Source organism: Chryseobacterium soli (assembly GCF_000737705.1).
Classification (GTDB): domain Bacteria; phylum Bacteroidota; class Bacteroidia; order Flavobacteriales; family Weeksellaceae; genus Chryseobacterium; species Chryseobacterium soli.
Genome location: NZ_JPRH01000001.1, coordinates 998,528 through 1,021,344 on the forward strand (window position 1 = coordinate 998,528; position 22,817 = coordinate 1,021,344).

Consider the following 22,817-nt stretch of genomic DNA (forward strand, 5'->3'; position numbering starts at 1 on the left):
TTTTATTAATGTCAATATTTTTTTATTTTTGCTATTAGTTAGAATATACAAAACCTGAAATGCTTCAAGATTTAGAAAACAATTTTTCAGAATTAGAAAAAAAGATTTGGAATTTACAAAAGAATTATAAAAGTCTTGCTGAAAAATTATCAGAACTAAATGCTGAACATGAAGATCTGAAGAAGAAGTACGATGAAGAGAGGCGGAAAAATCAGGTATTAGCAGAAGAACAAAAAAATATAAAACTTTATTCAGCAATATCAGGAAATCCTGAACACAATAGGTTGATGAAAAATCATATTAACAGATTAGTGAAAGAGATTGATTTCTGTATTGCTCAGCTTCAAAACAGTGGATTATAATGGAGGTAAGAAGAATAACCGTAAACATTGCTGGAAGAGTATATCCGCTGAACGTACCGGCAGCAGAGGAGGAAACTTTGCGTAAAGTAGGGAAGCAGATAGAGAATATGATTAAAGATTTTGAACAAAACTTCGATGTTAGAGATAAACAGGATGCTTTGGCGATGTGTGCCCTTAAACTGGGGACCAACGCGGAAGTAGTTTCTCTCAATTACGAAAAAAATATACATTCAACCAACGAAAGATTAACGCAAATTAATCGGTCACTGGATGAAAACGGGAAATAGATATTTTTTCCCAAAAGTTCTGCCTACAATAGTTCTAACACATTTAAGGTAAACTCAACGCTAAGCAATAACCGAACAAATGTCCATCGAATGGCGTGCCGGATTCCCGGATTACAGACAGTGGAAATCAGTTCAAATCGTGTTGATTAGGAGTTTACTCTCAATCCCTGAATTATTGTGGGCTTTTTTTATATAAATATGATTATGATGACAATTAAAACTCAATATATATTATGACAACAACCGCTATTATTATAAGCGTGATCTGCTTAGTAGTAGGTGCAGTTTTAGGGATGCTATCCTCTAAAAGTTCACTGAATACTAAAGCTAAATTTATTATAGATGATGCCAAGAAAAATGCCGAAAATTTAATAGAAAAAGCGAACGTACAAGCCGAATCCATAAAGAAAGAAAAAAACCTTCAGGCCAAAGAAAAATTCCTTGAATTGAAGTCTCAACACGATGCAGACATTCAGTCAAGAGAAAGAAAAATGCAGGAAGGAGAGAAGAGAATTAAGGATAAAGAAAACAAGGTAAACGACGAACTGAGCAAAACAGGAAAACTTGAAAAAGACCTGGATAAGCAGATTGCTGATTATGCCAAGAAAAATGAAGCCTTAGATAGAAAGCAGCAGGAATTAGATTCCATTACCAATAAAAAAGTTGAAATTCTTGAAAGAATATCTAATTATACCGCTGAAGAAGCTAAAGCTGAGTTGGTAGAATCCATGAAAGCAGAAGCTAAAACAAGAGCTCAGGCACATGTACAGAGCATCATGGAAGAAGCGCAGTTAAACGCTAAAAGTGAAGCCAGAAAAATTATTATTCAGACGATTCAGAGAATTGGAACGGAACAGGCTATTGAAAATTCAGTATCTGTTTTCAACATCGAATCTGATGAAGTAAAAGGTAGAATTATCGGTAGAGAAGGGAGAAATATCCGTGCATTGGAGGCTATCACAGGAGTAGAGATTATTGTAGATGATACTCCAGAAGCGATCCTTCTTTCATGTTTCGATCCGGTAAGAAGAGAAATTGCGAGATTATCACTCCACAGATTGGTTACCGATGGAAGAATTCACCCTGCAAGAATTGAAGAAGTTGTAGAAAAAACAAGAAAACAAATCGAAGAGGAAATTATTGAAGTTGGAAAGAGAACCATTATTGATCTTGGAATTCATGGTCTTCACCCGGAATTGATCAAGATTGTAGGAAGAATGAAATACCGTTCTTCTTATGGACAGAACCTGCTTCAACACTCAAGAGAGGTAGCTAATATTGCTGCGACAATGGCTGCAGAATTAGGATTAAATGTAAAATTAGCGAAAAGAGCAGGTCTTCTTCACGATATAGGAAAAGTTCCTGAGCAGGAATCTGAACTTCCTCACGCTTTATTAGGAATGCAGTGGGCTGAAAAATACGGTGAAAATGCTGAGGTGATCAATGCTATTGGAGCTCACCACGACGAAGTTGAAATGACTTCATTACTATCTCCGATCATTCAGGTGGCGGATGCTATTTCAGGAGCGAGACCTGGAGCAAGACGTCAGGTACTGGAATCTTATATCCAGCGTTTGAAAGACCTTGAGGCGGCAGCATTAAGCTTTGAAGGAGTATCAAGTGCTTATGCGATCCAGGCAGGTAGAGAATTGAGGGTGATGGTAGAAAGCGGAAGAGTAAATGACGAAACTGCTTCTCAGTTATCTTACGACATTTCAGAAAAAATCCAAAATGAATTGACCTATCCGGGACAGGTTAAAGTAACGGTAATCAGAGAGACAAGAGCCGTAAATATTGCAAGATAATAATCGGATCAAGATATTTTATAAAAACCTTTCAAGTAATTGAAAGGTTTTTTATTTTTATCAAAATTTAAAAAATGTCAACGACTGAAATACCTTTGTCTTCAAAACTGAAATATATTTTTTCAATTCCGGTTATTATTTCTGCGCTGGGATACTTTGTAGACATCTATGACCTCCTTTTATTTGGAATTGTAAGGATTCCCAGCTTAAAGGCTTTAGGCCTCAATCCTGACGCTGATGGTACCTTTATCCTGAACTGTCAGATGGTAGGACTTTTGATAGGTGGTATTTTTTGGGGAATTTTTGGAGATAAAAAAGGACGTCTTTCAGTACTTTTCGGTTCTATCCTGGTGTATTCTCTGGCTAATATAGCTTGTGGATTTTTACCGTACTTTCCAAAAGAACATTTGGTATATTCCTATGCCGGATTACGATTTGTTGCAGGGATCGGCTTAGCAGGAGAATTAGGGGCGGGAATTACACTGGTTTCCGAAAGTCTTCCTAAAAATTTAAGAGCAATAGGAACTTCGGTGGTTGCGGGCTTTGGACTAATGGGAGCGGTCGTTGCCCAATTGACCGTACAATTGGCAGGCGGATGGAATATTTCCTATATCATCGGGGGAGTACTGGGGATAATGCTTCTGTTTCTCCGAATAAGCGTTTCAGAATCCGGGATTTATAAAAAAATAGACCACCAATCTCTTTCCAAAGGTAATTTCCTGTCTTTTTTTACCAATAAGGACAGGCTGATACGGTATCTGAAATGTATTGCAGTAGGATTGCCTACCTGGTACTGTATTGGGATTCTGGCGGTATTAGCCAATCAATTTGCGCCTGAAATGGGAATAAAAGAGATCAACCCGGGTAAAGCAATTATGTGGGCGTATGTAGGCATCTCTGTCGGTGATCTGTTAAGTGGTTTTATCTCTCATCTGTTAAAATCCAGAAAAATGGCGATTTTTTATATGCTGGCCTTTACGCTGGTTGGTGCGGCTATAATGCTTTTCGGAAATACGGATACAGAAACCAAGTATTATATCTTTTGTGTCTGGCTTGGATTGGGAACAGGATATTGGGCGATGTTCGTCACCCTGGCAGCAGAGCAGTTCGGTACGAACATCAGAAATACTGCTACCACTACAGTTCCTAATATGGTTAGAGGCTTAGTGCCTGTGATGATTTTTTCTTTTGATCATCTTAAAAACAACTTCTCTGTGATCGTGAGTGCAGCAGTGGTGGGAGCCGTTGTTTTTGGCCTCGCATTCTATTCATCTTTTACCATTTCAGAAACCCATAACAAAGATCTGGATTTTACAGAGTAGATGAATTATATAAGAAATACTTCAATATGCTTTTTGTTGACCCCATATGGACTGAAACAATACTAATAAATTAATAAAAAGACCGATCAATTATGCTTTGTATAATAGATAATTGTTTAACTTTGGGAAGTAACTAAAACTATAATTAATACTAAAAATTAAAAACCATGACAAACAACATGTTTAAAACCGCTAAAAAATTAAAGAAAGAAGATCTTAAAAACATCGTAGGAGGAATCGGTAAAATCAAGCCGGATCTGTCTCTATGCGGATGCAGCTGTTCAGGTGCCGTAACAGGTCCGGAATATTGCTCAACGTATTTCGGATGCCCACAGGTATACACATGTGGTACGAATATCTAAAATAATGTTATCGTAGACCTATAATTCGATATGTAAATAATAATAATCCCTTTGATTTCAGAGGGGTTATTTATTATATGTAATGTCAGCATTGAAGTTGATGTAAAAATAATAATTGATTTTTTAAAATTTGTATTTAATTAAGGTGTAATATGGATATTAATTTTGATTAATAATTTAAATAAAGGTATTTATTATTTGTTTTATTGTTGAATTTTTTGTTAATACTGTATTTTTTTATTATTTTTGAGAAGTAAGACAAATTATTAACACCAAAAATCAAATCACATGTCAAACACTATTTTTAAAAACGCTAAAAAGCTAAAGAAAGCCGATCTTAAAGAGATTGTTGGAGGCGGAACTCAATTTATCAATCCTGATCTGTCACTGTGTGGATGCAGTTGTTCAGGTGCTGTAACGGGCCCTAAATACTGTTCTTCATACATTGCCTGCCCTCAAGTATATACTTGTAACGAAGTGTAACGGTCAACCGTCTTTCGTTTCGTTAACTTAATTATTTCCAGATAAACATTTCCACATTTAATAAAACAGAAGCCTTTTGAATGTCAAATGGCTTCTGTTGTTTTTAATGAATAATAAACAAAAGACTTCCAATACTTATGGTTATCCAAAGAAGTACAGCAACCGCCAGCGGTTTTATACCAATCGTTTTTAAGGTTTCTATTGAAAGGCTGGAACCAATAAAAAATAAAGTAAGATTGAGGCCGGATTTTGCGATATTGGTGATGGCTGTACTGATCGTTTCAAAGACAGGAAAATAAGTATTTAAAACAATTGCCACTATAAACCATCCTATAAACCAGGGGATTTTAATCTTGGTTTCTTTATTCTTAAAAATAAACATGGTAATCAGAGATACCGGAATAATCCATAAAGCACGGGCTAATTTTACTGTCGTTGCTATTTTTAGCGCTTCATTTCCATATTTTCCCGCTGCCCCGACTACAGAGCTTGTATCATGAATTCCCACCGCGCACCAAAGCCCAAACTGTTCTTGAGACAGATGTAATAAATGTCCAATGGCAGGATAAACAAACAGAGCAATAGAATTCAGGGTAAAAATAATAGCGAGTGCCAAAGAAATCTGTTTGGTGCTGGGTTTTATAATCGGAGAAGCAGCCGCAATGGCACTTCCGCCACAGATGGCAGTTCCAACAGAAATAAGATAGGATAATTTTCCTTCCAGCTTAAAAAAATTTCCTAAAAAATAGCCTAGTACCATAACCGTAATAATACTCATGACGGTCAAAGTAAATCCTGTTTTTCCTGCATGGAGTGCTTCATTCAGCTTAAGTCCGAAACCCAATCCTACAATCGATATCTGAAGCAGCAGCTGAATATACCGGTGAAGATGCTTTTCAAATGGGTTTCCGATGCAAACTGCCAGTGCAAAACCAAGTGCCAGTGCAATAGGAGAGGAAACTAATGGAGTAAGGCACAGAAGTGCCAAAAGGATAAATAGTATTCTTTGAGACTTTTCATTTTGAATGAAATATTTCATAGGATGAAGTTTTGAAATCATTCTTCAAAATTCCGCAATTTATTATTACAAAGTATATTGTATTTTGTTATGTAGAATAACTTTTAGTTATGGATAAAATAGAAGTTTAGAAATGAAATTTTAGAGCAAAGAATCAAGATGCTAGACATCAGACATAAGGCTATCAATTCAACGCACAGCCTAAACACTAAAAACCAAACACTAAAAACCCAAAATTAACAACTGACAGCCAACGACAAATCACACTTTAGACAAAAAGAACCTAATCAGCTCAGATTGTTCGCCTTTTGGAAGGATAAAATGAAAATTTCTTTCAATACTGAAATTTTTAATGTCGATAATGGTTAAGGAATTGTATTTCAATTCATTCAGGACTGTACTGATTGATAAGAACGCCATACAGTCGGAATGGAGGAGATAATTTTTAATACTTTCACTGCTTCCCAGATGCATGACTGTATTCAGTTCATCGATATGAATGCCCTTTTCTTTCAGACGGTTCTGGATAAACTCCAGGGTTCCTGAACCTTGTTCCCTGAAAATCAGGTTCAGGGTATACAGATCTTTTACAATCAGATTTTTATGGACCAGCGGATGGTCTGCTTTTGCGACCAGAACGATTTCGTCAGGCTTAAAAATTTTATAATCAAAATAAGAAGACTGTGACTCACCTTCAATGATACCCAGATCGATCTTGCCTTGCTTCAATAGTTCTGAAATATCTTCCGTATTATGGGTAAGGAGCTCAATTTTAATGTCTTTATAATACGTATTGAATTTTGCTAAAATCTCGGGAAGAATATATTGTGCAACGGTTGTACTGGCTCCAATAATCAGTTTTCCTTTATGCTGTTGATTGATCTGTCCGATTTCGAACTCCATGTCCCGGTACAGATTGCGGATTTTTTCGGCATATCCATACAAGGTTTTTCCGCTTTGAGTGAGCTGGATGGAAGTCCCTTTTCGGTCAAATAATTTGGTGTTCAGCTGATTCTCAATCTCTTTGATATGTTTGGTTACAGCGGGTTGGGAAATATGCAGTTCTTCTGCAGCTTTTGTAAAGCTCAGTCTGGCAGCAGCGGTATGAAAAACTTTTAATCTGTAATCAAACATTGGTATAAGTGTAAATAAATGAACTTAATAAAAATAAATAATTTCCGGATGTATGGATGAGAACAAAATATAGAACTTATCAATCTAAATGTAAACCCATATTTATGAATCTAAAGTCTGAGATCTGATATCTAACATCTATAATTTTTCACCCAATATCAGACATACTTTTATTCTGATGATTTCCATATCTGCTGTTTTTGGGTTCCCCAATTTTTTGTTTTGTATAAATACTGTTGTGTCCGGAAAGCAGATAAGAAACCACGCAGGCAATAGCAATGTAAATCCCGGATTCCGCTCCAAACAGTTCAATTCCCATCAGGATACAGGCTAATGGAGTGTTCGTGGCTCCTGCAAATACAGCAACAAATCCCATACCGGCCAGTAAACCGAAAGGGAGTGGGATAAAAAGTGACAGGCCGCTTCCAAGAGTAGCTCCAATGAAGAACAGTGGGGTCACTTCACCACCTTTAAAACCTGCAGCAAGGGTTACGATCGTAAAGATCATTTTTAAGGCAAAATCATATAGGGGAAGCTGTTGTTCAAAAGATTCTATAATGACTGGGATTCCCAGTCCGATGTACCTCGTTGTTCCCATTGCGAAAACTGCCGCCGCGACCAGGATACCTCCAACAACAGGACGCAGGGGAGGATACTTAATTTTTGATTTAAAAACCGAACCGGCCCAATGAATAGATCTGCTGAATGTTGCTGCGCAGATTCCGAAAGCGATACCAGCCAAAATACTGTATAAAATAGGTAGAAACTCAAGTTTAGGAACCAGATCAATATGATAATGGGTGTGTTTTACCTGCCAGAGATCTGTTACCCAATCGGCGAGTATGGCAGATGCAAAAGCCGGAAAAATAGCATTATAACGAATTCTTCCGATTAAAAATACTTCAAGGCCAAAAACGGCACCTGCCAGCGGAGTTCCGAATACAGACCCAAAACCTGCAGCGATGGCAGCAATAAGGAGTATCTTTCTTTCTTCTTTGTTGAGTTTAAAAGGTTTGCTCAATTGATCTGCAATGGCAGCAGCCATTTGAAGAGCAGTCCCTTCACGGCCTGCAGAACCTCCAAAAAAATGTGTAGCCATCGTTCCAAGATAGACAAAAGGTGCCATCCTGAACGGAATAATTTCTTTAGGATCATGAATGCTGTCGATCAGAAGATTGTTCCCAGCTTCAATATCTTTGCCAAGGCGGTAATATAAAAGGCCTATCAAAAAACCAGCAACCGGAAGAAAAGCAATAACCCAGATATGATTTTCCCTGAAATCAGTGGCCCATTGCAGCGACTGCAGAAAGCCGGCAGATACCGTTCCTACCAGTAAACCGATGATGATACTGATGCACAGCCATTTTGCAATAGACGGAATTGCCGGAAATTTTCTAAAGAAAAACCGGGTGTACACTGATATTGTTTTACTTAAATTTCGTTGAGGTTTAAACATAATAATTCCTGATCAGTTATTGTTAATAATCTGTTAATCAGGCGTCATCAGCTTTTGTAAAGCGGTTGGGGAAGGAAGAACACCATTTCCTTGATCCTGCAAATATTATGATAACCGATGAAAAACCAATCCGTTTACTTTATAAATGGCTTCATTTCGTCTTCAATCTGTGTTCTGAGATCCATAAGGCGTTTAGCATATTTTTCCTGCTGCTTTTCCTCTTCGGTTTCCGGAATCCATTTTGGGACCGGTAATTTTTTACCATTTTCATCCACCGCAACAAAAACAATAATGCAATGGGTTTTTTTATCGAAAACCGGCTGTTTCAGATTTCTTGAAAAAACATTAATGGCAATATGCATACTTGAAGAACCCGTATAAATAACCTGGGCTTCAACCTGTACGATTTCACCGATTTTTATAGGCTCATAAAAACGGATGCCTCCCACATACACCGTTACAGAATAATTCCCACTCCACGTTGTAGCACAGGCATAGCCAGCCTGATCAATCCATTTCATAACACTTCCTCCATGTACATTTCCTCCATAATTGACATCTGAAGGCTCTGAAATAAATTGGAAGGTAATAGGTTTGTTCTGCATTTTTATAAAATTTGAATAAAGATATTTAATAATTTTTAAACTTCAGATAAATACGACTTTAGATGTATCAACTTTTAAAAGGTTACATTTGTGTAATAATAGAAATTCAATAATAATAATGAAAAAAGTATTTCATCTTAATAGCTGCGATACCTGCAGAAAAATATTAGCAAAGTTCAGCCTTAAAGACTGGGAGCTTCGCGAGATCAAAAAAGATCCTATCACGGAAGAAGAATTAGAAGCAATGTATAAGCATACAGGGTCTTATGAAGCATTATTCAGTAAAAAATCTACTCAGCTTAAACTGAGAGAAATCGATGTGAAAACTTTGACGGAGGAAGATTATAAAGAATTACTTCTTGATCATTATACATTTTTAAAGCGTCCGGTTTTCCTTACCGATACCCACGTTTTTGTTGGAAATGACAAAAAGAATATTTCCGAGTTGGAATCTTTTTTTGGAAAAAATTAATTCAACACTAGTTTTTATGTAATGATAGCATCAATAATATAACAATCATTAGCAGAAAATAGGGTGTAATTATATACTATTTTCAATATAAATGGCTAGGTTGGGATGAAATGTTATGCGTGCCTGTTTTTCATAAAAATAAAAAAATAAACCCGCTGAAATGGTCAGCGGGTTTTTGTATATGATCTTATATTCAGTTATACAAAAGGAGTTTTCACTACTTTAGCTGGAATATTTTTATTTCTGATCTGAATAAATATTTCAGAACCCAATTTGAAATGTGGCTTGTCTACATACGCCAATCCCAGACCGATCTTTTTCATAGGAGACTGCGTTCCGGAAGTTACTTTTCCAATGACGTTTCCTTCTGCATCTACAACAGGGTAGTCATGTCTTGGAACCCCTTTATCCTGAAGTTCAAAACCAACCAGTTTTCTGGTAATCCCTTCTTCTTTTTGTTTGGCAAAAATATCTTTGGCCACAAAATCTTTATCAAATTTCGTAATCCAGCCCAATCCTGCTTCAATAGGTGAAGTGGTATCATCGATATCCATCCCGTAAAGGCAGAAACCTTTTTCAAGTCTTAACGTATCTCTTGCTGCCAATCCGCATGGAATAATTCCTTCAGGCTGACCTGCCTTAATGATTTCGTCCCAAAGCAATTCAGCATTATCATTGTTAAAATAAATTTCAAAACCTCCGCTTCCCGTATATCCTGTGTTGGAAATAATAACATCATTTACTCCGGCAACAGATCCTATAGTGAAATGATAATAAGGAATTTCAGAAAGGTTGATATCGGTAAGCTTTTGAAGGATTTCAGTAGCTTTTGGTCCTTGTACTGCCAGTAAAGACATATCATCGGAAGCATTTGTAAGAACTGCATCGAATTTATTGAACTTTACAATGTGGTTCCAGTCTTTCTCAATATTAGAAGCATTTACCACTACGAAATACTTTCCGTCTTCAATTTTATAAACGATCAAATCATCTACAATACCTCCATTTTCATTTGGAAGACAAGTGTACTGAGCTTTTCCGTTTTCTAAAGCATCAACGTTATTCGTGGTAACGATCTGCAGCAAATCTTTAGCTTCCGGACCTTCAACAAAAAACTGTCCCATATGGGAAACATCAAATAATCCTGCTTTTTCTCTTACTGCAAAATGCTCTTCCGTTACTCCGGAATATTGCACAGGCATTTCATAACCTGCAAAAGGTACGATCTTAGCTCCTAAAGAGACGTGTTTGTCGTACAAGGCCGTTTTCTTCATATTAATTTTTATTTCTTTATTTTAAAACTATTGAAAGTTTCGTTGAAAAGGTTCATATAGTTTCCGTTCCAGTATTTCTGTCCGCAGTTGATGGAAACCAGATAAAGATCTTTATCTTTCTGGAAAGCCCTGGTGATCCAGAAAAGTTTTTCTTTTTCATCAAAATATTCGTAAAAATATTCTGTATATCCTTTTTTACCTTTGTTTTCTTTTACCTTTTGTTCCTCTTCCTTAGACTGATAAAGAGCAAGAATAAATTTTTTCATTTCTGCCTTTGGAAGGTCTAAATCGTGATATTCCGAAATCGTAATTGCTCCGATTTCGCTGGTAGGAAAAATGTTGATAATATCACTGTCGTTGGTAGACTTCCATCCTTCGGGAATGTTGATGGAATAATTGGAGCTGTCAAAACTCTGTGCTTTTTGGGCAAAGGCAAAGCTTCCCAATGCAAAAGCTATTACTAATGCTGTTTTCTTCATCACTTAAAAATGGTGCTTATATTCTTCAAGAATGATTTTAAACCACTCTGTGAAATTTTCAGGGGAATTCATTATTTCTGTATCCAGATCGGCCATGGAAATATATCGCACTTCTTCCACTTCATCCTTATTCAATTGAAACTCATCTTCATGATTTCCGATAAAAACATAGTCGAGCTCATGCTCCCAAAGGCCTTTGCCGACGTCTGCTTTATAGATAAAATTGAATTTTTCTGAAAGGTCAGCCTCAATTCCCAGTTCTTCTTTTAATCTGCGGTTAGCGCCTTCAAGATAGGTTTCCCCTTCTCTGGGGTGTGAGCATACTGCATTGGTCCACTGGTTGGGAGAGTGGTATTTTCCCGAAGCTCTTTTTTGCAGCAGCATTTCGCCTTTGCTATTGAATAGAAATACAGAAAATGCACGGTGCAGCAAACCATTGATGTGAGCCTGCTGTTTTTCCATCAGACCCAAAACTTCATCTTCAGGAGTTACTAAAACTACGAATTCTTCCATTTCTACAAATGTAAGTTTAATAAATGTATTTTGGAAATTTTTGGGGAAACATCATATCCGAAAGCGATACTGAGACTAACCAGAGGCCCTGATGATGGTGTTTTTCATTGAGTAATGCCATTAAAATATACTATACTAATCCTATTTTTTCGCTTTTCTTAGTAAAGATGCAGTCAGTCCAAAATGTTTTTTCAGGGATTTATTTAAATGGCTTCCATCGGTAAAACCCAAACTCCAGGCGATTTCCTGAAGAGGGGTCTGTGTACATTGTATTCTGTTGACGGCAATCTGAAGTTTTGTTTTTTGAATGTATTCTTTCAATGATTCATGACTGTTTCTTTTAAAATACTCACTGAAATATTTGTTGGAAATATTGAAGCGCTCGGAAAGATAAACAACAGATAGTTTGTTTTCATCAATAATATTTTGATTGATGTGTCGAATAATCTCCGAAAATTTACTGTCATTTTTTTGAGACACTTCCGGATTCAACTTTGAGCTGATGATGGTCAGCAAGGAAGACAAGCTATTGGCTGTGACGGTTTCTGAATATTCTGAAGGCTTTGCTTTTTCATTCCAAATGATTTCAAACAGTTTCTTCACCAGATTTTTATCTTTTTCATCCGCAACAGGCAGTCCGGTACTGAAATCATAAAAACCGATAATATAATTAAGCCTGCTGTACCATTGCAGATAATCTATGGATGTATTGTTGAGATTTTTAAAATAATGCTCTGTGAACCGGATGAACAAAAATGTCGTTGGCTCTGTAATTTCATAAGCATGACATTTGGAGTAAGGAAGAAGAAAAAAATCGTCTTTTTGGTAATTCCGGGTTTTATACTCCATACTTTGAATTCCTTTTCCTTTAAGAATGAATACCAGTTCAAAAAAGCTATTTGTACGGAATCTGTCCTGCCACTCTGTAAGTTCAGTGATTTCTATTTCAATAAGTTCCTGTATGTGGTTCATTCCTGTGAAGTCTGGATTTGCAAAAGTAAATCTTTTATTTTTACTCAATGATCCGTTTATTATACTCTTTTAAAAATGGCCGTACCGCTAACTTTGTCAAAAAAAAGTATGGATTATAAAGAAATTTCAAAAAGAACAGTGGGGCATTTGTATCAGGCACATACAAGTATCAGAAATTCCGGAATGGATAACGCGCTTATCGCCCTTGCCGAATTAAGAATATCCCAGTTAAACGGATGCTCATATTGCTGCAGCTTTCACTCCAATGAATTGCGGGAAATGGGACTTGAACAATCTTTAATAGATAAAATTCCCGGATATAAACATTCTGTTTCATTCAGTACCAGACAGGTCCTGGTATTAAGATGGGCTGACGCAGTAACGAATCTGACAGAGGAAACAGAATATATTCTTAAAGAATTGCAGCAAGAGTTTCCAGAAAAAGAAGTCGTAGAATTAACTGCCAGTATCTCCCTAATGAATGCTTTGAACAGGCTGCGGATAAGTTTGGGTGATAAATTTTAGCCTCTACATAATTTTATATTGAAATTTGAGGATAAAAAATGAAAAATTTTAACCATAATTGCAGAAATAGCAAGGTAAATGTTTAATTTATCCATTAAATGCATGTTTATGATGTTAAAAATCAATATAAACTAAGTTTAATGATTTCTTTACATGTAAAAACCTTAACTTTGCAATTCAATTTTTTATGGATGGAATTAGAATATAATGAGCATATAAGTCCAATTCTTAAGGACGGGGTAAAAAACTATTTAATTGATATTGACGGAACCATTACAGATGATGTTCCCAATGAAGAACCAGAAAGAATGGTTACCTGTGAACCTTATCCGGATGCTTTGGAAACCGTGAACAAATGGTATGACGAGGGACACCAGATCTGCTTTTTCACTTCAAGAACAGAAAATCTAAAACAAATTACAATAGACTGGCTGGATAAGCATGGTTTTAAATACCACAGCGTACTGTGCGGAAAACCAAGAGGCGGAAACTACCACTGGATCGACAACCACCTTGTGCGAGCTACAAGATACAAAGGGAAATTTACGGATTTGGTAGAAAAGCAGGTTACTATCGAAGTTTTTAAAGAAGATTAAAACAGATAATGGAGAGATTTAAGGAATAAGAAATCACAAGGATTTTTTTACTCTTTAAATCTCTTTAATTTTTAAATATAAATTGTATTTATGAAAATTTTAGCAAACGATGGCTTGGATCAATCTGGGATTGATGCATTAACTGAGAAAGGATTTGAAGTGATTACTGCAAAAGTTCCGCAGGAGTTTTTGGTAGATTACATTAATGAACACAAGATCCGTACATTACTGGTACGAAGTGCTACACAGGTAAGAAAAGATATTATTGATGGCTGTCCTTCGATTGAAATTATCGGAAGAGGAGGAGTAGGAATGGATAATATCGATGTAGATTATGCAAGAGAAAAAGGACTTCATGTGATCAATACACCATCAGCTTCTTCAGAATCGGTTGCTGAACTTGTTTTTGCACATCTGTTTTCAGGAGCAAGATTCTTACAGGATTCCAACAGGAAAATGCCAGTAGTAGGGGATACAGAGTTTTCAGGTCTTAAAAAAGCATATGCTGCAGGGATTGAATTAAGAGGGAAAACCATCGGTATTGTAGGGATGGGGAGAATCGGACAGGAGGTGGCAAGAATTGCTTTAGGACTTGGTATGAGAGTAATCGCTGCTGATAATAATATAGGAAGAGCAAGCATTAAAGTAAAATTCTATAACAATCAGTTCATTAACGTAGATATTGAAACTGAGCCTTTACAGGACGTTTTGAAGCATTCAGATTTTATTACCCTTCACGTTCCGGCTCAAAAAGACGGATATATGATTGGTAAAAATGAATTTGATATCATGAAAGACGGCGTTGCTGTCGTAAACTGTTCAAGAGGTGGAGTGATTGATGAAAAAGCATTAATAGAAGCTCTTGATTCCGGAAAGGTAAGATTTGCAGGATTGGATGTATTCATTAACGAACCAACACCTTCTAAAGATATTCTTACGCATTCTAAAATTTCTTTGACGCCCCACACCGGCGCTTCAACGATGGAAGCTCAGGATAGAATCGGTCTTTCTTTAGCAGAACAGATCTCCAGCATTTTACAGATCCATTAATCTGAATCAGATAAAAATAAAAAACACCTCAATTGAGGTGTTTTTATATTATATAGTGTTTTTACTTTTCAGCAAATCTCTGATTTCCATCAATAATTTTTGGTCTTCTGTAGGTCCTGCCGGAGCCGGATCTTCTTTTTTGCTAATTTTATTTGCTCCTTTTATAATCCAGAAAAGAACCAAGGCGATACATAAAAAGCTTATGATTGCAGAAAGGAAATTCCCATACATCACGCCATTCCAGGAAAGTTTAGAAATGTTTTCTGCACCAGCAGCTTTTAATGCTGGATTTAGGAGTAATGGTGTAATAACGTCTTCTACCAGAGAAGAAACAATTTTTCCAAAAGCTGCACCAATGATAACACCGACAGCTAAATCAAGCACATTGCCCTTAAAAGCAAAACTTTTAAACTCAGTAACAAATCCCATAATTTATATTTTTTTAATTAGTATATACACAAAAATATAATTAAAAAATGTAAAAAACGCGAAATTTTAAGGTTTTTTTATTCGATACAGAATGAATTAATGGATAATTGATCTTGTATTTTATTTGAGTAATGAATTTAAATTTAAGCTGTTTTAAAGCACAACGGAACAGGAAGATTTTCACATGGAATAGATTACAGGTAGATAATATTAGAAAAATCTTTTGTAATTTGCTTAAAACTTACGATTAATCATGAAAATTTTCACTGCAGAACAGATCCGCCGTTGTGATCAATACACAATTTCCCACGAACCTATATCTTCCGTACAATTGATGGAAAGAGCTTCACTGGCATGTGCAGACTGGATCTCCGAGAACTGTAAGAATCATAGAAAATGTGCTGTTTTCTGCGGAAACGGAAACAATGGCGGGGATGGGTTTGCAGTCGCAAGAATGCTTTATCTGAAAGGGTTTGATGTGGATATATTTGTACAGGATCCCAAAATGAAGTTTTCAGATAATGCATTGGTTAATTTTAAGAGACTAAAAGATGTCTCCGGAATTTCGATCAGGGAATTTAAAGAGATCGATCAGTATCATTTTGACAGCAAAACGCTGATTATTGATGCTCTTTTTGGAACAGGACTGTCCAGACCGTTGGAAGGAATCTATAAAAGGCTGGTTAATCAGATCAATTTAAAAGAAAATGTTAAGATTTCCATTGATCTTCCTTCAGGACTGTTTGCAGATAGTTTTTCTGATGCGGGAGTTACGGTTTTAAGATCTGATTATACATTGAGCTTTCAATCCTGGAAGAAAAGTTTCCTTCACCCTGAAACAGGGCCATATGCCGGAAAAGTTATCATTTTAGACATTGGGTTGAGCAGGGAATATATTTCAGCGACAGAAACGAATGATTTTGTGATTGATGATGACTTGGTTAAGCATATTTTCAAACCAAGAAAAGATTTTTCACATAAAGGAACGTATGGTAAAGTGGTGATTAGTGGTGGAAGCTATGGAAAAATAGGTGCAGCAGTACTGGCTACAAGATCAGCTTTGAAAACCGGTGCCGGCCTGACTTTCACTTTGGCTCCGAAATGCGGATACGACATCCTCCAGGTTTCATGCCCGGAAGCGATGTTTCTAGAAGGGGGAAATCAGTATGTTGACCATTTTGATATGGAAAAAGACGCTGTTTGCGGAATTGGTCCAGGTTTGGGAACCCACCCTGAAACAGAAAAAGCATTTTTATCATTTCTGAAAAATTATTCTGAACCTTTGGTTTTAGATGCTGATGCTTTAAATATGATTTCAAAAGCTAAAGGAAATTTGAAAATGATTCCTAAAAAATCCATTATAACTCCACATCCTAGGGAATTTGAGAGGTTGTTTGGAAGTACCGTAGATTCTTTCGAAAGACTTGTATTAGCCCGGAAAAAAGCAAAAGAACTGAATGTTTATATTGTATTAAAAGACCATCACACCCAGGTGGTTACTCCCGAAGGAAACGTTTTCTATAATATAAAAGGAAATGCGGGCCTTGCAAAGGGTGGAAGTGGAGATATTCTTACAGGATTGCTCACTTCTCTCATGGCTCAGGGATATTCTGAGGAAGATGCCTGTATTCTGGGAGTGTGGCTTCATGGAAGGGCAGCCGATCTTGCCGCTGAAAAGCATTCGCAGGAGTCGATGCTTCCTACCGATGTAATCAATGAATTTGGAAATGTTTTTGAAGAGCTTCATAAAATGACGGCCATAAAGCTCTAACATATGGGAAAGAAAAAAGGCAGATTTGCATCATCGCAAATTTGCCTTTTTTATAGATCGTCTTCAATGAAGATGTGTACTAGTCTGGTTTTTCGTTTTCAGCCTGAGTGATTTTAAATTTATTCGACATAAACATAATGATAACTCCTGCAATCATAAACGGAATAGAAAGTACCTGTCCGGTATTCAATCCACCGATTTGAATGAACTCATCACCCTGAGGCATTTTTAAGAATTCTACAAAGAATCTGATGGCCCAAAGAATGATAAAAAACAGTCCGAAAAGCCATCCCTGCTGATATTTTTTACTTGTTTTTCTGTAAAGTATCCATAACAAAACAAACAGACAGATATAGCCGAATGCTTCGAATAGCTGAGTAGGATAGCGGGGAACCGTAGCGCCGTATTCACTGCTCTGTTGCGGGAAAAGTATGGCAAACGGAGAAGTTGGATCAATCGGTTTTCCTATGATTTCAGAGTTGAAGAAATTTCCTAATCTTACAAAAGTGCCGCCCAACGCTACAACAATTCCTACTCTGTCCAGAACCCATAAAGGATTTTTCTTGATGATCTTGAACGAATAATATAATGTAGTAATAATAACTGCTATAGTGGCCCCGTGGCTTGCTAATCCGGAAAATCCGGTGAATTTTAAGCCGTTTTTGGTGCTGATTGGTAAAAATACACTCCAGAAATCTTCTTTAAATAATTCCGGCTGATAGAAAATAACATGTCCCAGTCTCGCCCCAAGGATCGTTCCAATTAAAGTCCAGGTAAAAAGAGGCTCCAGGTATTTTTGGTTAACATTATCTATTTTAAAGATTTTACTCATGATAACATAACCGAGACCAAAAGCAAGAACAAACATTAAACTGTAGAAATGTAAAGTAATTGGACCAAGCTGGATACCTTTGGAAGGATCCCAGATGGAAAAAGGAGTTTCAAGGGTTACATGATCATTAGCGGTAATCTGCTTGTTGGATTTTACAGCATACTTAAAGTTTTTGATATTATCTCCTGTAATCTGGTTGCCGATCGGTTTGAAGTTTTTATCTAACAACTGATATTTTGAAGCTTTATATTTTGCAAGAGTTCCTGCTGTGAAGCTATAAAAAGAAGGTTCAAAACTTGATTCATTCAAAATAACCAAAACATTATTTTCGGTAGTTTTGTCGGGAAAAGCATTAAGATCACCTGCTTCTGTAGTAGAATAAATCTTTACGGGAAGAGCGGTTTCATTTACTTTTAGAGTTCCGTCAGATAAGCCTCCGGGATATTCCTGTGCAAAAAAACACTGAGTGACGCATACAAATACGACGAGGTAAATTCTGAAAAAAATATGACTCATTTCTATTTATTTAATAGTTGGTTTACTGATTTAATTTCTTTGGAGGTACGGGATCATAACCGCTTCCACCCCAGGGATGGCATTTTGAAATTCTTCTGATTCCCAGCCAGAATCCTTTAAATATCCCATGAACCTGCAGCGCTTTCACCATGTAATGCGAACAGGTAGGCTCATAACGGCAATTTTTAGGAAGTAACGGCGAGATGAACCATTGGTAAAATTTTATTAAAATTACCAGCGGAAAAGTAATGATTTTATTGAATGTAAGTTTCAAAACAATGCAAAAATAGGGTAAAAAAATGAAAATTAGTTTAAATTTGTTAGAAGTTTCAGGCAGTCAGACTTTGAAACATTCATTCAAAAATTTAAAATTATCTTGAATCAAAATATCCCACTAGCTGAAAAATTAAGACCGAAAACGTTAGAAGAAGTTCTCGGGCAGGAGCACCTTACCGGTGAAAAAGGTACGATAAGAAAAATGATAGAGAACAATACGCTGAATTCATTGATTTTCTGGGGACCTCCGGGAACCGGGAAGACAACGCTTGCAGAAATTGTTTCTGAAAAATCGGGGAGGAATTTTTATAAACTTTCAGCGGTTTCTTCAGGAGTAAAAGATGTACGTGATATTATTGAAGATGCGAAGAATCAAAATCTGTTTTCGGGAAAATCACCTATTTTATTTATTGATGAAATTCACCGATTTAATAAATCACAGCAGGATTCACTTCTTCATGCTGTTGAAAAAGGATGGATTGTCCTGATTGGAGCTACCACAGAAAATCCGAGTTTTGAAGTGGTTTCCGCTTTGCTTTCAAGAAGTCAGGTGTATATTCTGAAAGCGTTGAGTTATGAAAAACTTGAAGAACTGATTGATACAGCTTCCGAAAGATACAATAAAGATGAAGGCACGGATTTTAAAATCCTTGAAAAAGAAGCTTTTATACAATATTCAGGAGGAGATGCCAGAAAACTGATCAATTCTGTGGAGCTTGTGCTTAATCAGTATAAAAACTCTGATACAAATGAAATTATCAATGCAGATGTGCTTTCAGTTCTTCAGGAGACGATGGCGCTCTATGATAAAAATGGCGAGCAGCATTATGATATTATTTCAGCGTTCATCAAGTCAATGCGTGGCGGTGATCCTAATGGCGCGGTCTACTGGCTGGCCAGGATGATTGCCGGTGGCGAGGATATTAAATTCATTGCAAGGCGAATGCTTATTTTAGCTGCTGAAGATATAGGATTGGCTAATCCGAATGCTTTAGTAATCGCCAATAACTGTTTTCAGGCGGTGAATGTCATTGGAAATCCCGAGTCGAGAATTATTTTAAGTGAAACGGCAGTCTATCTTGCAGTTTCTCCTAAAAGTAATTCCGCCTATATGGCCATCAATGATGCACTGGCACTTGTAAAACAAACCGGAAACCTTCCGGTTCCTCTGCATCTCAGAAATGCACCTACGAAACTGATGAAGGATCTGGACTACGGAAAAGAATATAAATATGCCCATTCCTACGATGGAAATTTTGTAGAGCAGGATTTTCTGCCTCAGGAAATCAGGGACGTAAAGATATACGAACCCGGAAATAATGCTACTGAAAAGAAAATCTATGAAGAGCTTAAGAAAAAATGGACGAACAAATATTAATACAATAAAGGATACCCGAAAGAGTATCCTTTGTTATAAATATGCTATAGAAAAACTATTTAGTCGTAATAAATAAAGATTTTTTACCGTTGTAATCTTTAACTTCAGTTTTAATGAGAATATCTCCATATACCATTGTTTTGGTGTTGGTAAACTCATATCCTTCGATGAAGACAGGAGTGTCCTGTGCGATATTATACTGTTCGTTTAGCTGTGACAAGGCTATTTTATCTAAACCCTGAAATCCGTTTTTGATTTTAAACTCAGTAATTCCCTGATCGGCAATGTAACTGTACTTTTTTAGATTCTGGGGCAGAGCAGCCTGGGTTTTATAAACATTTGAACTCTGAACGATGCTCTTTCTGGCATTGAACATATCTACAGTCCCGACAACGTCATTGGCTACTGCAAACTTTATGGAAGGATTCTTTTGTGCGGATAAAGCGGCAAAAGATAACAGGAAAAAAGAATAGAGAATTTTTTTCATAATCAGAATATATAACTATTAAAAACGTGATAAATATAGTTAATTTTTATAAAATCTGAATAAATTTTTATTATAATTTACATATTATCTAAATATATGCTTTTGTTGATGTTAGGATTGCATGTTTTCATCTTGTATTTCTTTTTTATCAACCAGATTTGTAATGATATTTTTAAGCCGCTGAAACATAAATGAACTCAGCAGCAGGATAACTCCCAGAATGATAAATGCAATGATCCTTGAAATATTGTCCATTTGCCATACATCATAAGCATACAGCTTTACTGCCATAATACCGATAAGTGCAAAACCTATTTTATTATACTCCGGATTTTTCTTTTGTAAGCCGATGTAAATAAAAACGGTTGCAATAACCGTCCACAAGATCGGGAGATACAGAATATTAAAATGCCGGCTTGCTTTATAGGAAGAAGGAATATCATTCGCCATAGTTAACATATAAAGGTGATAGAAAGTAGAGCTTACCGAAAGCACAAAAACAAAAGAAATGATCCAGTATGATGTTTTTGCCGTATAAAAATCAGAGTAACGGGGAGTTACAGCATACAGATACAGAAATGGCATCCAGTATAGTAAGTGTATCCAGTAAAAACTAAATGGAATTCTATGCGATAAAATAGATGTTGAAATCTCTGATGCCGAAAAAGACACATGCACTGCCACCAGCAAAAGTAAAAGATAAATCAGCCCGTTTTGAAAGCTGCTGTTAAGAGATAATTGCTCTTTTAACAACAGTAAGATAAAAATATAATAAATGCTGAATAGGACACCAATGCTTATAATCACGGATCCCTGCATTCCGGAAATGTGGTAAATGATCTCCAGCAGCATTGCAGTATAGATCACGGCATAGCTTATCGTAGAAAAAATAGTTTCAGGAAAAAAGCCCTGCTTCTGGGTTTCATGTATTTTTTTTAATAAAAACAGATTCACAACCATCGAAATGACAGTTACTAAACTTGTTAAAAATATCGGATTGAAGACAACCGATAATTGATTGGCATTAATGTATTGTAACCAGGTCATGATCTGCGCTATGATGACTAAAGGAAACAGAACGCTAAAGCATGTTTTAAAAATTTTAAGATTCGTTTTTTTCCATATAAATAGCAATAGAGTAGCTTCTACAGCCCATACACTGGTAATCAAATGGACTTTAAACAGCAAAGCAGCAGCAATCGTAACAAGGCTGATTGTAATTCCGGCAAAAACAGAATAAGCAATACCGATATTTTTCTGTGCATGCTCCCTGAAAAGAAGAGCTCCATTTACTAAAGCAAAAATAATCGGGAAAATAGCTGACGATTCATAATTGAGCTTGTTGAAAATATAAACCATTCCAATGATACTGGAGAAGTTAATCAATACCAACATCAATATGTCGGAAGGAGACATGGTCTTTTTCCTGAGATATTCCTGTAATGCAAAAACATAAAAAATAATATAATTGATGCTGTAAAATACAATACTGAGAAGCTGAGATTGATTGTAAGTCCAATACAAAATATATAAAGTAGTGAATAAAAATGAGACCCATCCGATGCTTCTCCAATGTTTCAGGAATACGACAACCAGCATTCCAATATTCAGTAAAGTAAGGTAAGTAAAAAGAAAATGATAATTACTTTGTCCTGTACTGATCATCAAAGGAGCAGAAAATCCACCTATTAATGAGAAGATAATTAATATTTCACTCTTATAATAATAGGGGAGAAGAATTGAGATGATTGTGATGAAAGTAATGACTGCAAAAGCTGTATTTTGAGTGAATAAATGATATTCCCTGAACGCAATGGTAGTAGTAAAATATAAAACAGCAATCCCTCCACCCGTGATGATAGAAGAAAAAACACTGTAATTTTTTCTTAGAAAATATCCAGTTAACAGAATACCAACTCCCGTGCAAAGACCTATTCCGGCTCTTGCAGTTTCACCGATCCAGTTATTATCAATGGCATATTTTACAAAATACCCTATTCCCAGAACCAACGTGAAAATTCCGATAACGGTGAGTGCGTTTTGTTTTAAAAAATCCATGACAGGAGCAATCCAGTCTTTTTCCTGAGGTAATACCGGACTGTCATTGGTAACAGGTGTCTCTTTGGGTATACTGGTTTTTAAGGTGTTATTCTGTTCTGCAATGGACGTATGATCCGCTTGCTGATTTTGATTTTGTATTATTTTAGGTTGATCTAAAGAAGAGTTGATTCTCTTATTGAGCTGCGAAACTTCATTTTCCAGTCTTTTAATTTTACTGTTCAACCGGCCGAAAATGAATACAACAGCTATAATTAATATAATAAGAAGAGGTTCATTCATTCTATAGTTTTTGCCAAATATAGATAAATCTTTGCGAAGAGGTTAAAATTAATCCATCACAGAAGCTGAGATG

General features: G+C 36.2%; 25 protein-coding genes and 1 riboswitch. Of the genes, 12 read left to right on the forward strand and 13 right to left on the reverse strand.

Annotated elements, in window-relative coordinates; translation table 11 throughout:
- Positions 1–59: 59 nt before the first annotated feature.
- The 6 genes from IW15_RS04595 to IW15_RS22305 all read left to right on the forward strand — a co-directional run bounded on the left by IW15_RS04595 (position 60) and on the right by IW15_RS22305 (position 4,621).
- Complete coding sequence (locus IW15_RS04595) at positions 60–362, forward strand: hypothetical protein (RefSeq protein WP_034709599.1); 303 nt, start codon at positions 60–62, stop codon at positions 360–362.
- The gene (locus tag IW15_RS04600) at positions 362–649 is read left to right on the forward strand and encodes a cell division protein ZapA (RefSeq protein WP_034709600.1); all 288 of its coding nucleotides are present in this window, start codon (positions 362–364) and stop codon (positions 647–649) included. Before IW15_RS04595 ends, IW15_RS04600 begins: the two co-directional genes overlap by 1 nt.
- A gap of 233 nt (positions 650–882) precedes the next feature.
- A complete protein-coding gene (rny, locus tag IW15_RS04605; RefSeq protein ID WP_034709601.1) occupies positions 883–2,454 on the forward strand; it encodes a ribonuclease Y in 1,572 nt (523 codons plus the stop codon).
- Between the two features lie 74 nt (positions 2,455–2,528).
- Positions 2,529–3,776: an MFS transporter gene (locus IW15_RS04610; protein ID WP_034709602.1), complete on the forward strand. Its 1,248-nt coding sequence runs from the start codon at positions 2,529–2,531 to the stop codon at positions 3,774–3,776.
- 167 nt (positions 3,777–3,943) lie between these two features.
- On the forward strand, positions 3,944–4,138 hold the full coding sequence (locus IW15_RS04615; protein WP_034709603.1) for a hypothetical protein: 195 nt from the start codon (positions 3,944–3,946) through the stop codon (positions 4,136–4,138).
- 288 nt (positions 4,139–4,426) lie between these two features.
- A complete protein-coding gene (locus IW15_RS22305) occupies positions 4,427–4,621 on the forward strand; it encodes a hypothetical protein (protein ID WP_084681361.1) in 195 nt (64 codons plus the stop codon).
- Between the two features lie 103 nt (positions 4,622–4,724).
- Here the strand turns inward: IW15_RS22305 and IW15_RS04620 are convergent, their stop codons facing one another.
- From IW15_RS04620 to IW15_RS04635, 4 genes are all read right to left on the reverse strand, one after another.
- Positions 4,725–5,660 carry a YeiH family protein gene (locus tag IW15_RS04620; RefSeq protein WP_117584546.1) on the reverse strand — a complete coding sequence of 312 codons (936 nt, stop codon included), beginning with the start codon at positions 5,658–5,660 and terminating at the stop codon, positions 4,725–4,727.
- A 240-nt stretch (positions 5,661–5,900) separates the two neighbouring features.
- Positions 5,901–6,773: a LysR family transcriptional regulator gene (locus IW15_RS04625; RefSeq protein ID WP_034709605.1), complete on the reverse strand. Its 873-nt coding sequence runs from the start codon at positions 6,771–6,773 to the stop codon at positions 5,901–5,903.
- Positions 6,774–6,921: 148 nt separating this feature from the next.
- Positions 6,922–8,229 carry a voltage-gated chloride channel family protein gene (locus IW15_RS04630; RefSeq protein ID WP_185097414.1) on the reverse strand — a complete coding sequence of 436 codons (1,308 nt, stop codon included), beginning with the start codon at positions 8,227–8,229 and terminating at the stop codon, positions 6,922–6,924.
- Between the two features lie 31 nt (positions 8,230–8,260).
- Positions 8,261–8,328, reverse strand: a riboswitch (Fluoride riboswitch).
- A gap of 35 nt (positions 8,329–8,363) precedes the next feature.
- Positions 8,364–8,834 carry an acyl-CoA thioesterase gene (locus tag IW15_RS04635; protein ID WP_034709606.1) on the reverse strand — a complete coding sequence of 157 codons (471 nt, stop codon included), beginning with the start codon at positions 8,832–8,834 and terminating at the stop codon, positions 8,364–8,366.
- Positions 8,835–8,952: 118 nt separating this feature from the next.
- Here IW15_RS04635 and IW15_RS04640 point away from each other — a divergent pair, with 118 nt between their 5' ends.
- Positions 8,953–9,306 (forward strand): arsenate reductase family protein, encoded by a 354-nt coding sequence (locus tag IW15_RS04640; protein ID WP_084681362.1) that lies wholly within the window; start codon positions 8,953–8,955, stop codon positions 9,304–9,306.
- Positions 9,307–9,503: 197 nt separating this feature from the next.
- On the opposite strand, the gene gcvT is transcribed toward IW15_RS04640, so the two are convergent.
- From gcvT to IW15_RS04660, 4 genes are all read right to left on the reverse strand, one after another.
- Positions 9,504–10,580: a glycine cleavage system aminomethyltransferase GcvT gene (gcvT, locus tag IW15_RS04645; protein ID WP_034709607.1), complete on the reverse strand. Its 1,077-nt coding sequence runs from the start codon at positions 10,578–10,580 to the stop codon at positions 9,504–9,506.
- 8 nt (positions 10,581–10,588) lie between these two features.
- Positions 10,589–11,059, reverse strand: coding sequence for a hypothetical protein (locus tag IW15_RS04650; RefSeq protein ID WP_117584541.1), 471 nt, complete (start codon positions 11,057–11,059; stop codon positions 10,589–10,591).
- 3 nt (positions 11,060–11,062) lie between these two features.
- Entirely contained in the window at positions 11,063–11,572 is a 510-nt protein-coding gene (gene idi, locus IW15_RS04655; RefSeq protein WP_034709609.1) for an isopentenyl-diphosphate Delta-isomerase, read from the reverse strand.
- A 141-nt stretch (positions 11,573–11,713) separates the two neighbouring features.
- Entirely contained in the window at positions 11,714–12,592 is an 879-nt protein-coding gene (locus IW15_RS04660) for an AraC family transcriptional regulator (RefSeq protein WP_034709611.1), read from the reverse strand.
- A gap of 60 nt (positions 12,593–12,652) precedes the next feature.
- On the opposite strand from IW15_RS04660, the gene IW15_RS04665 reads away from it, so the two are divergent.
- The 3 genes from IW15_RS04665 to IW15_RS04675 all read left to right on the forward strand — a co-directional run bounded on the left by IW15_RS04665 (position 12,653) and on the right by IW15_RS04675 (position 14,715).
- Complete coding sequence (locus IW15_RS04665) at positions 12,653–13,069, forward strand: carboxymuconolactone decarboxylase family protein (RefSeq protein WP_034709872.1); 417 nt, start codon at positions 12,653–12,655, stop codon at positions 13,067–13,069.
- Between the two features lie 191 nt (positions 13,070–13,260).
- Positions 13,261–13,665 (forward strand): LNS2 domain-containing protein, encoded by a 405-nt coding sequence (locus tag IW15_RS04670; protein ID WP_034709612.1) that lies wholly within the window; start codon positions 13,261–13,263, stop codon positions 13,663–13,665.
- A 90-nt stretch (positions 13,666–13,755) separates the two neighbouring features.
- Positions 13,756–14,715, forward strand: a complete 960-nt coding sequence (locus IW15_RS04675; RefSeq protein WP_034709613.1) for a D-2-hydroxyacid dehydrogenase — start codon at positions 13,756–13,758, stop codon at positions 14,713–14,715.
- A gap of 48 nt (positions 14,716–14,763) precedes the next feature.
- On the opposite strand, the gene mscL is transcribed toward IW15_RS04675, so the two are convergent.
- The gene (gene mscL / locus IW15_RS04680; RefSeq protein ID WP_034709614.1) at positions 14,764–15,144 is read right to left on the reverse strand and encodes a large conductance mechanosensitive channel protein MscL; all 381 of its coding nucleotides are present in this window, start codon (positions 15,142–15,144) and stop codon (positions 14,764–14,766) included.
- 253 nt (positions 15,145–15,397) lie between these two features.
- On the opposite strand from mscL, the gene IW15_RS04685 reads away from it, so the two are divergent.
- Positions 15,398–16,915, forward strand: a complete 1,518-nt coding sequence (locus tag IW15_RS04685) for a bifunctional ADP-dependent NAD(P)H-hydrate dehydratase/NAD(P)H-hydrate epimerase (protein WP_034709615.1) — start codon at positions 15,398–15,400, stop codon at positions 16,913–16,915.
- Between the two features lie 79 nt (positions 16,916–16,994).
- Here the strand turns inward: IW15_RS04685 and lgt are convergent, their stop codons facing one another.
- Complete coding sequence (gene lgt / locus IW15_RS04690) at positions 16,995–17,843, reverse strand: prolipoprotein diacylglyceryl transferase (RefSeq protein ID WP_034709873.1); 849 nt, start codon at positions 17,841–17,843, stop codon at positions 16,995–16,997.
- A 442-nt stretch (positions 17,844–18,285) separates the two neighbouring features.
- Positions 18,286–18,537 carry a membrane protein insertion efficiency factor YidD gene (gene yidD, locus IW15_RS04695; protein ID WP_034709616.1) on the reverse strand — a complete coding sequence of 84 codons (252 nt, stop codon included), beginning with the start codon at positions 18,535–18,537 and terminating at the stop codon, positions 18,286–18,288.
- Between the two features lie 102 nt (positions 18,538–18,639).
- Between yidD and IW15_RS04700 the strand changes: the two genes are divergently transcribed.
- On the forward strand, positions 18,640–19,917 hold the full coding sequence (locus IW15_RS04700) for a replication-associated recombination protein A (RefSeq protein WP_034709617.1): 1,278 nt from the start codon (positions 18,640–18,642) through the stop codon (positions 19,915–19,917).
- Between the two features lie 55 nt (positions 19,918–19,972).
- On the opposite strand, the gene IW15_RS04705 is transcribed toward IW15_RS04700, so the two are convergent.
- A complete protein-coding gene (locus IW15_RS04705) occupies positions 19,973–20,404 on the reverse strand; it encodes a hypothetical protein (RefSeq protein ID WP_034709618.1) in 432 nt (143 codons plus the stop codon).
- 111 nt (positions 20,405–20,515) lie between these two features.
- Positions 20,516–22,744, reverse strand: a complete 2,229-nt coding sequence (locus IW15_RS04710) for a DUF2339 domain-containing protein (protein ID WP_034709619.1) — start codon at positions 22,742–22,744, stop codon at positions 20,516–20,518.
- Positions 22,745–22,817 lie beyond the last annotated feature (73 nt).

Coding starts and splice junctions, on each gene's coding strand:
- IW15_RS04595 (WP_034709599.1), top strand. CDS start 60: ATGCTTCAAGATTTAGAAAACAATTTTTCAGAATTAGAAAAAAAGATT.
- IW15_RS04600 (WP_034709600.1), top strand. CDS start 362: ATGGAGGTAAGAAGAATAACCGTAAACATTGCTGGAAGAGTATATCCG.
- rny (WP_034709601.1), top strand. CDS start 883: ATGACAACAACCGCTATTATTATAAGCGTGATCTGCTTAGTAGTAGGT.
- IW15_RS04610 (WP_034709602.1), top strand. CDS start 2,529: ATGTCAACGACTGAAATACCTTTGTCTTCAAAACTGAAATATATTTTT.
- IW15_RS04615 (WP_034709603.1), top strand. CDS start 3,944: ATGACAAACAACATGTTTAAAACCGCTAAAAAATTAAAGAAAGAAGAT.
- IW15_RS22305 (WP_084681361.1), top strand. CDS start 4,427: ATGTCAAACACTATTTTTAAAAACGCTAAAAAGCTAAAGAAAGCCGAT.
- IW15_RS04620 (WP_117584546.1), bottom strand. CDS start 5,660: ATGAAATATTTCATTCAAAATGAAAAGTCTCAAAGAATACTATTTATC.
- IW15_RS04625 (WP_034709605.1), bottom strand. CDS start 6,773: ATGTTTGATTACAGATTAAAAGTTTTTCATACCGCTGCTGCCAGACTG.
- IW15_RS04630 (WP_185097414.1), bottom strand. CDS start 8,229: ATGTTTAAACCTCAACGAAATTTAAGTAAAACAATATCAGTGTACACC.
- IW15_RS04635 (WP_034709606.1), bottom strand. CDS start 8,834: ATGCAGAACAAACCTATTACCTTCCAATTTATTTCAGAGCCTTCAGAT.
- IW15_RS04640 (WP_084681362.1), top strand. CDS start 8,953: ATGAAAAAAGTATTTCATCTTAATAGCTGCGATACCTGCAGAAAAATA.
- gcvT (WP_034709607.1), bottom strand. CDS start 10,580: ATGAAGAAAACGGCCTTGTACGACAAACACGTCTCTTTAGGAGCTAAG.
- IW15_RS04650 (WP_117584541.1), bottom strand. CDS start 11,059: ATGAAGAAAACAGCATTAGTAATAGCTTTTGCATTGGGAAGCTTTGCC.
- idi (WP_034709609.1), bottom strand. CDS start 11,572: ATGGAAGAATTCGTAGTTTTAGTAACTCCTGAAGATGAAGTTTTGGGT.
- IW15_RS04665 (WP_034709872.1), top strand. CDS start 12,653: ATGGATTATAAAGAAATTTCAAAAAGAACAGTGGGGCATTTGTATCAG.
- IW15_RS04670 (WP_034709612.1), top strand. CDS start 13,261: ATGGAATTAGAATATAATGAGCATATAAGTCCAATTCTTAAGGACGGG.
- IW15_RS04675 (WP_034709613.1), top strand. CDS start 13,756: ATGAAAATTTTAGCAAACGATGGCTTGGATCAATCTGGGATTGATGCA.
- mscL (WP_034709614.1), bottom strand. CDS start 15,144: ATGGGATTTGTTACTGAGTTTAAAAGTTTTGCTTTTAAGGGCAATGTG.
- IW15_RS04685 (WP_034709615.1), top strand. CDS start 15,398: ATGAAAATTTTCACTGCAGAACAGATCCGCCGTTGTGATCAATACACA.
- IW15_RS04705 (WP_034709618.1), bottom strand. CDS start 20,404: ATGAAAAAAATTCTCTATTCTTTTTTCCTGTTATCTTTTGCCGCTTTA.
- IW15_RS04710 (WP_034709619.1), bottom strand. CDS start 22,744: ATGAATGAACCTCTTCTTATTATATTAATTATAGCTGTTGTATTCATT.